This window comes from Streptomyces sp. 3330, from assembly GCF_031456635.1.
Lineage (GTDB): Bacteria > Actinomycetota > Actinomycetes > Streptomycetales > Streptomycetaceae > Streptomyces.
Genome location: NZ_JAVDVA010000037.1, coordinates 50387 through 60613, shown reverse-complemented (window position 1 = coordinate 60613; position 10227 = coordinate 50387). Strand labels below are relative to the sequence as shown.

At 69.8% G+C, this 10227-nt stretch carries 7 protein-coding genes; 3 read left to right on the top strand and 4 right to left on the bottom strand.

Translation table 11 applies throughout. From position 1 onward, the window contains the following. Window positions 1-148: 148 nt before the first annotated feature. Complete coding sequence (gene aspS / locus J2X68_RS36805) at window positions 149-1912, bottom strand: aspartate--tRNA ligase (protein ID WP_310436963.1); 1764 nt, start codon at window positions 1910-1912, stop codon at window positions 149-151. A gap of 144 nt (window positions 1913-2056) precedes the next feature. Between aspS and J2X68_RS36800 the strand changes: the two genes are divergently transcribed. Beyond that, window positions 2057-4198, top strand: a complete 2142-nt coding sequence (locus J2X68_RS36800; RefSeq protein ID WP_310436962.1) for a SpoIIE family protein phosphatase — start codon at window positions 2057-2059, stop codon at window positions 4196-4198. On the opposite strand, the gene J2X68_RS36795 is transcribed toward J2X68_RS36800, so the two are convergent. Continuing rightward, entirely contained in the window at window positions 4162-5214 is a 1053-nt protein-coding gene (locus tag J2X68_RS36795) for an AI-2E family transporter (RefSeq protein WP_310436961.1), read from the bottom strand. The genes J2X68_RS36800 and J2X68_RS36795 overlap by 37 nt on opposite strands. Window positions 5215-5385: 171 nt before the next feature. Between J2X68_RS36795 and J2X68_RS36790 the strand changes: the two genes are divergently transcribed. Further along, a complete protein-coding gene (locus J2X68_RS36790) occupies window positions 5386-6351 on the top strand; it encodes a Bro-N domain-containing protein (RefSeq protein ID WP_310436960.1) in 966 nt (321 codons plus the stop codon). Between the two features lie 80 nt (window positions 6352-6431). Here J2X68_RS36790 and J2X68_RS36785 read toward each other — a convergent pair whose 3' ends face one another. Together J2X68_RS36785 and J2X68_RS36780 are read right to left on the bottom strand one after the other, a co-directional pair. Beyond that, a complete protein-coding gene (locus tag J2X68_RS36785; protein ID WP_310436959.1) occupies window positions 6432-7412 on the bottom strand; it encodes a pirin family protein in 981 nt (326 codons plus the stop codon). A gap of 251 nt (window positions 7413-7663) precedes the next feature. Continuing rightward, entirely contained in the window at window positions 7664-8146 is a 483-nt protein-coding gene (locus J2X68_RS36780; protein WP_028806966.1) for an SseB family protein, read from the bottom strand. Window positions 8147-8352: 206 nt separating this feature from the next. Between J2X68_RS36780 and J2X68_RS36775 the strand changes: the two genes are divergently transcribed. Further along, window positions 8353-10194 (top strand): acyl-CoA dehydrogenase, encoded by a 1842-nt coding sequence (locus J2X68_RS36775; protein ID WP_310436958.1) that lies wholly within the window; start codon window positions 8353-8355, stop codon window positions 10192-10194. Window positions 10195-10227 lie beyond the last annotated feature (33 nt).

Below are 10227 nucleotides of genomic sequence, written 5' to 3'. Positions count from 1 at the left end.
GGGCCGGGCCCGGTGGGGAACACCTCGGCCTCCTTATTCTGGGGCGTGTTCCTCTCGCGGCCCACCCGGTTGGGCCCCCGCCCCCCCGGGGGGCCCCGCCCCACTTCCGTGCGTACCGCCTGCTTCGGCCGGCTTCCGCCGCCCGCCGCTACTTGGGCTGCGGCTTGCGCACCGACAGGTGCAGCTCCCTCAGCCGGGCCTCCTCCAGCTCCGTCGGCGCGCCCATCATCAGGTCCTGGGCGTTGCCGTTGAGCGGGAAGGCGATGGTCTCGCGGATGTTCGGCTCGTCGGCCAGCAGCATCACGATGCGGTCGACGCCCGGCGCGATGCCGCCGTGCGGCGGGGCGCCGAAGCGGAACGCGCGCAGCATGCCGGCGAACTTCTCCTCGACCGTCTCCCGGTCGTAGCCCGCGATCTCGAACGCCTTGAGCATGATCTCCGGCTCGTGGTTCCGGATCGCGCCGGAGGACAGCTCGACGCCGTTGCAGACGATGTCGTACTGCCAGCCCAGGATGTCCAGCGGGTCCTGGGTCTCCAGGGCCTCCAGGCCGCCCTGCGGCATCGAGAACGGGTTGTGCGAGAAGTCGATCTTGCCGGTGTCCTCGTCCTTCTCGTACATCGGGAAGTCGACGATCCAGCAGAAGCGGAAGACGTTCTCCTCGAAGTGCCCGGCACGCTTGGCGGCCTCGACCCGCACCGCGCCCATGATCTTCGAGACCTCGTCGTACTCGCCCGCCCCGAAGAACACCGCGTGGCCGGCGGCCAGCGACAGCCGCTTGGTCAGCTCGGCGACGTTCTCCTCGGTCAGGAACTTCGCGATCGGGCCGGTCAGCGAGCCGTCCTCGGCCACCCGGACCCAGGCAAGGCCCTTCGCGCCCAGCGTCACCGCGAAGTCGCCGAGCTGGTCGAAGAACTTGCGGGGCTGCGCGGAGACGTCCGGCACCGGCAGCGCACGGACGTGCTTGCCCGCGAAGGCCTTGAACTCCGAGCCCTCGAAGATGTCGGTGATGTCGACGAGCTCCAGCCGGGCCCGCAGGTCCGGCTTGTCGGAGCCGTACTTCAGCATCGACTCGCGGAACGGGATGCGCGGGAACGGAGAGGTGACATGACGGCCGCCGCCGAACTCCTCGAACAGCTCCGTCATGAGCTTCTCGATCGGCTGGAAGACGTCCTCCTGCTCGACGAAGCTCATCTCGACATCGAGCTGGTAGAACTCGCCCGGCGAACGGTCCGCGCGCGCGTCCTCGTCCCGGAAGCAGGGGGCGATCTGGAAGTAGCGGTCGAAGCCCGAGATCATCAAAAGCTGCTTGAACTGCTGCGGGGCCTGCGGCAGGGCGTAGAAGCGGCCCGCGTGCAGCCGGGACGGGACGACGAAGTCACGGGCGCCCTCGGGGGAGGTCGCGGACAGGATCGGCGTCGCCATCTCGTTGAAGCCCAGCGCCGTCATCTTGTGCCGCATCGCCGAGATGACCGACGTGCGCAGCATGATGTTGCGGTGCATGCGCTCACGGCGCAGGTCCAGGAAGCGGTACTCGAGGCGCCGCTCCTCGTTGACGCCGTCCTCGGCGTTGATCGTGAAGGGGAGCGGCTGGGCGGCGCCGAGCAGCTCGACCTCACCGACCTCGACCTCGATCTCGCCGGTCGGCAGGTCCGCGTTGACGTTCTCCGCGCCACGCGAGACGACCTTGCCGTCGACGCGGACCGTCGACTCCTTGGTCAGCCGGTCGAGGGCCTCGTACGCGGGCGTGCCCGGACGGGCGACGAGCTGCGTGATGCCGTAGTGGTCGCGCAGATCGATGAAGAGGATGCCGCCCAGGTCGCGCCGATTGTGCAGCCAGCCGCTCAGCCGGACGTCGGTGCCGACGTCAGAGGCGCGGAGCTCGCCGCAGGTGTGGGACCTGTACCGATGCATCGTCGTTCATCCAGTCTTCGCGGATCGGGGGCGTGTTTCACGTGAAACAACCCCCAGCGTACCGGGCAGCCGCTGATCGCCTCCCCTCCATATCGGTGCGGCGATCAGTGGCACTTCTTCGTCCCATCTTCCTAAAGTGGGGCAATGCGCACTGGCGAGCCGTTGCCCGCCGTGGGGGAGGTCCTCGCCTCCCTCGCGACCGGCCTGTGGCACTGGAGCACCGCCACCGGGCTGGTCACGGTCGACGCCGAGGCCGCCCGGCTGCTCGGGCTGCCCCGGGAGGAGACGGTCCTCACCGAGGCCCAGACCCGGGCCCGCCTGCACCCCGTCGACTGGAACGAGATCACCGGCGTGGTCCAGCTCGCCGTCGCCGAGGGCACCCTCGCCGAGGTCCGTATCCGGATCATGGACGACCGGGGACGGGTCGTCCGGATCGTGCGCAGCCGGTCCAAGCCGTCCTTCGACCCGGTGAAGAAGGCGTACGAGCTGATCGGCACCCTCCAGGAGGTGACCGAGCCGACGCCGGGCACACCCGCGGGGCGGACCGCGGTCACCGGCGACTGGCGGCGATCGCGCGAGGCGTTCCTGCTGGACGCGGGCCGGGCGCTGGCGGAGGCCCGGTCCACCGAGGAGGTACTGAGGGTCGCGGCGGCCCTCTCCATGCCGGGCTTCTCACCGGACGGGCTCGCCGTCTTCGGCGTGGAGGGCGACCGGCTGACGATCATCGGCCACCACGGACACCAGTCCGGCGACGAGGACCCCTTCAGCGAGATGTCCCTCCATACGGACTATCCGGCCGCCGAGGTCGTGCGCACCGGACGGGCCGTGTACCTCTCCTCCCCCGAGCGGTACAAGGAGCGCTACCCGCTCACCTGGCCGCTGGCCGCGCACTTCGGCCGTCACTCGTGGGCATTCCTGCCGCTGACGGTGGCCGGCCGCACCATGGGCGCCTGGATGGCCGCCTTCGCCTACCCGGTGGCGTTCACGCCCGACGAGCGGTCCGTGCTGACGACGGTCGCGCGCATGCTCGCCCAGGCCCTCACCCGGGCCGGCCTGGCGGAGACCCAGCGCGAGCTGACCGACGGTCTCCAGCGCTCCATGCTCCCCACCCTCGGCCCCGAGATACCGGGCATGACCCTCGCCGCCCGCTACATACCGACCGGCGGCGGCCTCCAGGTCGGCGGCGACTGGTACGACATGATCCCGCTGCCGAGGGGCCGCTTCGCCCTGGTCATCGGCGACGTCCAGGGGCACGACGTCCGCGCCGCGGGGCTCATGGGCCAGCTGCGCATAGCGGTACGGGCGTACGCCGCCGAGGGTCACCGTCCCGACGCCGTCCTCTCCCGCGCCTCCGGTTTCTTCCACGGCCTCACCGACACGAGCGGCGGGGCCGGGGCCGATCCGCGTTTCGCCACCTGCCTGTACATAGAGGTCGACCCGGTGACCGGGGTCCTGGAGACCGCCCGGGCCGGCCATCTGGACCCCACGATCCGCATGGCCGACGGCACCGTGCTGGTCCGCGCCACGGCAGGGGGCCTGCCCCTGGGCATCGACCCGGACGCCGACTACCCCACCACCCGGCTCGCCCTGGAACCCGGCGAGGCGCTGATGCTGTGCACCGACGGCCTGCTGGAGACCGGCGGCCACGACCTCGACACCGGCTGGGGACGCGTCCGCAAGATCCTCGAGGCGCACGAGGGCGATCTGGAGGAGCTGGCCGACGCCCTGGTCCAGGCGGTGCACGGCCCCTCCTCCCACCACACCACCGGCCCTCTCGCGGACCGCCGCGAGGACGACATCGCCGTACTGCTCCTGTGCCGCCAGGGCGAGGGCGGCTGCGGCCCGGGCGTCGCTACCGCGCCGGTCCGGCGGCCCGTGCGCCGCTCGATGCTGACGGTCGCGCAGGCCGAGCCCGAACGGATCGCCGTGGCCCGGCAGCAGGTGCGCGAGCTGCTGCACGACTGGACCTGCGCGGACCAGGTCGACTCGGCGGTCCTGCTCGTCTCCGAGACCCTGACGAACGTCCTCGTCCACACCGACGCGGACGCCCTGCTGGTCGCCGAGGTCACCGGCGCGCCCGGCGAACGCCGGCTGCGCATCGAGGTCACCGACGCCGGGGACGACCTCCCCCACAAGCGCCGCCCCGGCGAACTGGCCTCCTCGGGGCGTGGCCTGGTCCTCATCGAACTGCTCGCGGACCGGTGGGGGGTGGCGCCGCGGGGCGAGGGCAAGAGCATCTGGTTCGAGCTCTACGAGTCCGGCGAACCCCCGGCGGGCGTCTCGTGACGCGCCCGTAGTTCGTACAGGACCCCGAAGGCGGCGGCCGTCGCGGGGACGGCGAACAGCATGCCGAGGATCCCGGCCACGGACGCCCCGGCCGTGATGGCCACCATCACCACCGCCGGATGCATCTGCACGGTCCGGCTCTGGATCATCGGCTGCAGCACATGCCCCTCCAGCACCTGCACCGCCAGCACCACCCCGAGCGCCCACAGCGCGATGACGAATCCCCGGTCGGCCAGCGCCACCAGCACCGCGACGGCCCCCGAGAGGAAGGCGCCGAGATAGGGGATGTACGCGCCGACGAAGACGAGGGCGCCCAGCCCGACCGCCCCCGGCACATCGAGGACGAGGAGTCCGACGGTGATGCACACGGCGTCGATGAACGCGATGAAGGTCGTGCCCCGCATGAACCCCTCCACGGCCCGGAAGGCCCGCCGGGCCATGGCCTCCAGGGTGTCGCCGGTGCCGCGCGGAGCGGCGGAGCGCAGCGCGCCGATCGCCCGGTGCGAGTCGCGCAGGAAGAAGAAGACGAGCAGCAGCGCGAGCACGGCCATGGCGATGCTCTCGCCGACGACACCCACTCCGCTGATGACGTTGGAGGCGGCCGTGCCGCCGAACTTGGTCAGCAGCTCCTTCGCGTTGGAGGCGAGGTCGTCGAGCGAGGTCCCGTCGGCCCCGAAGTGCTCGGCGACGCCCCGCGCCGCCGATCGGAGCGCGGCGGCGATCTGATCCCCGCTGTCGATCAGCGCGGCGACGACGATGTACACCGCCCCGCCGACCACGGCGACGACGGCGACGCACGTCAGCCCCGCCGACACCGACCGGGCCACCCCCACGTTGACGAGTCTGCGGTGCAGCGGCCTGAGCAGCGCGGTCCCGAGCAGCGCGAGCAGCACGGGCGTGACGGCCGTGCGCAGCTCGGCGCACAGCCGGATCCCCACGTACCCGACGCCCGCCGCGAGCAGGATCACGGCGCACCAGGCGGCGAACCGGCGGGCGGGAACGGGGAGCAGGTGCACGGGTTCAGCGGATCACGGCCCGTTTCCCCTGTCCTGCGCGGCGGTCCACCCGGGTGACGCCCCGTCAGGGGCGAGCAGAATCGATGCGTCACCTCCTTCGGATGAACATCCTTGCTCCGCACGTGCGTTGCCCCTGCATATGCCTATTTTTCGTGGCGGAGGTGATGCTCGATGCACGGGCAGAACAACACACGGCCGCCGGACCAGGCGACGGCACAGCGGGACGCGATCGACGTCGACGACTTCGTGTTCGCGGCGACGGGAGCGCGGCTGCGGAGGCTGACCACACCGGGCGGTGAACACTGGTTCGTGGCGGCGGACGCGGCCACGCAACTCGGGTACGCAAACACGCGTCAGGCGCTCCTCGCGCATGTCACAGCAGATTGCACAAGGTCACTGGCCGAGATTGCACAAGGCGTCTGTACAGCAGACATCTCGCGCAAACTTGCAGCTCACAGGCTGCAGAAGTCGATGAAGATGGTGAATCTGAAGGGGCTCGTCAGGCTCGTCAACGGCTGCACCAAACCCGCCTGCGAGCCCTTCAAGGCATGGGTGTCCGATGTCATCCAGACCGTGCAAGAGCAAGGCTCCTACACCCTGGAACCAGCCCCCGTGCAACCCGCCCCCGCTCCCGCCCCCGCCGGCGGTACCGCGTACGTCATGCCCGAGCAGGTCGTCGACGCGATCGTGCGTCTCGAAGCGAGGAACATCCAGGCCGACGAGCTGCTGGCCGCCGCCCGGGAGGAGCAGACCTTCCTCCTCCGCCGGATCAGCGACAGCCAGGACATGATCGCCCAGGCGCTCGTGGAGATCGCCCAGACGCTCAAGAGCCACCGTCCGCGATCGGAGCCGGCGCTCGAGAGCCACGACGCGGGACCGAGGCTGACGCCCCGGCAACTCCTGGCCCGCTGGCAGGAGAAGAATCTCGTCTTCACCGAGGACATCCACGCCGTGGCCGCCTACCTGGCGCCCGCGCTCGTCCGGGGCGAGGCCCGTCACCGGATCGAGGTGATCGCCACGCGCACGGGCATCACCCAGGCCCGGGTCCACGACTGCCTGCGCACCCTGCTGAAGCGCGGGTGCATGCGGCAGACCGGCTGCGCCGCCGACGGAACGCCCATCTACGTGCTGCCGTAGCGGCGTCGCCCCGAGACGGGGCAGGCCCGAAGTCGCAAGACGAAATTGCGGCTTCGGGCCTTCTCGTAACATACCGGAACTCAGGCGGTCTTCGGGCCACCCGCCGTCATCCCGTGCACCGCCGGGACCGTGCCCAGCCGGCCCTTCTGGAAGTCCTCGAAGGCCTGCTGGAGCTCGTCCTTGGTGTTCATCACGAACGGACCGTAGTGCGCCATCGGCTCCCGGATCGGCTGCCCGCCCAGCAGCACGACCTCCAGGTCGGGCGTGTGCGCGTCCTGCTTCTCGTCCGCGCGGACGGTCAGCGAGGAACCCGCGCCGAAGACCGCCGTCTGGCCCAGGTGGATCGGCCGACGCTCGGCGCCGACCGCGCCACGGCCCGCCAGGACGTACGCGAGACCGTTGAAGTCCTCGCGCCACGGAAGAGTGAGTTCCGCGCCCGGCGCGAGGGTCGCGTGGACCATCGTGATCGGGGTGTGGGTGATGCCGGGCCCGGCGTGACCGTCCAGCTCGCCCGCGATGACCCGCAGCAGCGCGCCGCCGTCGGGGCTGGTCAGGAGCTGCACATGGCCGCCGCGGATGTCCTGGTACCTCGGCGCCATCATCTTGTCCTTGGCCGGCAGGTTCACCCACAGCTGGAGGCCGTGGAAGAGACCGCCGGACATGACCAGCGACTCCGGCGGCGCCTCGATGTGGAGCAGGCCCGAGCCGGCCGTCATCCACTGGGTGTCGCCGTTGGTGATGGTGCCGCCGCCGCCCTGGCTGTCCTGGTGGTCGAAGATCCCGTCGATGATGTAGGTGACGGTCTCGAAGCCGCGGTGCGGGTGCCAGGGGGTGCCCTTCGGCTCGCCCGGCGCGTACTCCACCTCACCCATCTGGTCCATCATGATGAACGGGTCGAGGTGACGGTAATTGATCCCGGCGAACGCTCGGCGTACCGGGAAGCCCTCACCCTCGAAACCGCTGGGCGCGGTCGTGACGGTGAGCACGGGACGTGCGACCGCGTCGGCCGATGCCGTGACGCGCGGCAGGGTCAGCGGGTTCTCGACGGTCACTGCGGGCATGTCCGTACCTCCTTGGGCGATGTGCGACCCAGTTTAGTTGAGCATTGAACTTTCTGCTACCCGTAACGAGGGAAGCCCGGAGGGCATTCCCGTGGAGAGGCGACCACGCAGGGGCGATGACGCGGGGGAACCCTATGGCATGGCTGTGAAGGGAAAAGGACGATCCCCGGCCGCCCGAAGGCCCGCCGGGGATCAGAAGAAGAGGGAGGAGGGAGGGAGAAGGAAGGGGAGAGGGAGCGGAACGAAGACCCTCAGCCGTACATCCGCCGCATCGCGAACTCGACCATCTGCTCGACCGCCTTCGCGTCGAACACCATCCGGTGCTCACCCTCCATGTCGAGGACGAAGCCGTACCCGGTGGGCAGCAGGTCGATCATCTCGGAGCCGGTGATCACGAAGTACTTGGACTCCTTGCCCGCGTACCGGCGCAGCTCCTTGAGCGAGGTGAACATCGGGATCACCGGCTGCTGGGTGTTGTGCAGGGCGAGGAAACCCGGGTTGTCACCACGCGGGCAGTAGACCTTCGAGGTCGCGAAGACCTGCTGGAAGTCCTCCGCGGCCAGCTGCCCGGTGGTGAAGGCCCGCACCGCGTCCGCGAGGGACGGCGGGGACGGCTCCGGGTAGAGCGGCGGCTGCTGACCGTACCCGCCGTGGCCGCCGGGCATCTGCTGCTGCGGCGGGGCGTACTGCTGCTGTGCAGCACCGCCGTCCATGGGCTGGCCGTATCCGTACATGGGCGCAAGCGTACCGAGCGCGCCCGGCGGCCGGGGCGGTACGGGGGCCCCTTCCGCGGCGCGGGAGACGCGTCACGCGTCACAGATGGCCGGTTCGGGGTTGCGACTTATTACCGACGGGTAGCATCATCGGTAGCTACTTGTTGGTACGTGAACTAGCGCGAGGATCCAGTCCCTCGCCGATCTCTCTTTACGGAGCCGTCGCCATGGGGCACTACAAGTCGAATCTCCGCGACATCGAGTTCAACCTCTTCGAGGTACTCGGGCGCGACAAGCTGTACGGCACCGGCCCGTTCGGGGAGATGGACACCGAGACCGCGAAGAGCATCCTCGAGGAGCTGACCCGCCTCTCGGAGAACGAGCTGGCGGAGTCCTTCACCGACGCCGACCGCAACCCGCCCGTCTTCGACCCGGAGACGAACACCGCGCCGGTCCCCGCGTCCTTCAAGAAGAGCTACCAGGCCTTCATGGACTCCGAGTACTGGCGTCTGGGCCTGCCCGAGGAGATCGGCGGCACCACCGCGCCGCCGTCCCTGATCTGGGCGTACGCGGAGCTGATCCTCGGCGCCAACCCGGCCGTGTGGATGTACTCCTCCGGCCCGGCCTTCGCCGGCATCCTCTTCGACGAGGGCAACGACGTCCAGAAGAAGATCGCGCAGATCGCCGTCGACCGGCAGTGGGGCTCCACGATGGTCCTCACCGAGCCGGACGCCGGCTCGGACGTGGGCGCCGGCCGCACCAAGGCGGTCCAGCAGGAGGACGGCTCCTGGCACATCGAGGGCGTGAAGCGCTTCATCACGTCCGGTGAGCACGACATGTCGGAGAACATCCTCCACTACGTGCTGGCCCGTCCCGAGGGCGCCGGACCCGGCACCAAGGGCCTGTCCCTCTTCATGGTCCCGAAGACGCTCTTCGACTTCGAGACCGGCGAACTGGGCGAGCGCAACGGCGTCTACGCCACCAACGTCGAGCACAAGATGGGCCTGAAGGCCTCCAACACCTGCGAGATGACGTTCGGCGACCGGCACCCGGCCAAGGGCTGGCTGATCGGCGACAAGCACGACGGCATTCGCCAGATGTTCCGCATCATCGAGTTCGCCCGCATGATGGTCGGCACGAAGGCGATCTCCACGCTCTCCACCGGCTACCTCAACGCCCTGGAGTACGCCAAGGAGCGCGTCCAGGGTCCCGACCTGGCGAACTTCATGGACAAGGCCGCCCCGAAGGTCACCATCACCCACCACCCCGACGTGCGCCGCTCGCTGATCACCCAGAAGGCGTACGCGGAGGGCATGCGCGCCCTCGTCCTCTACACGGCCTCCATCCAGGACGCGATCGCCGTGAAGGAGGCCGACGGCGAGGACGCGAAGGCGGAGCACGCGCTCAACGACCTGCTCCTGCCGATCGTCAAGGGCTACGGCTCCGAGAAGGGCTACGAGCAGCTCGCCCAGTCGCTCCAGACCTTCGGCGGCTCCGGGTTCCTCCAGGAGTACCCGATCGAGCAGTACATCCGCGACGCCAAGATCGACACCCTGTACGAGGGCACCACGGCGATCCAGGGCCAGGACTTCTTCTTCCGGAAGATCGTCCGCAATCAGGGCGCCGCGCTGAACTCCCTCGCCGAGGACATCAAGAAGTTCCTGGCGCTGGGCACCGGCGGCGAGGAGCTGGCCGACGCCCGCGAGCACCTGGCCAAGGCCGCCGTCGAGCTGGAGGCCATCGTCGGCCTGATGCTGACCGACCTCGCGGCCACCGAGCAGGACGTCAAGAACATCTACAAGGTGGGCCTGAACACCACCCGCCTGCTGCTCGCCTCCGGTGACGTCATCGTCGGCTACCTGCTCCTCAAGGGCGCCGCGATCGCCGCCGAGAAGCTGGAGTCGGCCGCCACCAAGGCCGTCTCCGCGAAGGACGTGGCCTTCTACACCGGCAAGATCGCGGCGGCGAAGTTCTTCGCGGCCGACGTCCTGCCGGGCGTCACCCTGGCCCGCAAGATCGCCGCGGGTGTCGACCTCGACCTGATGGAGCTGGACGAGGCCGCGTTCTAGGACGCATCCGCACAACCGCGCAGCACTCCACAT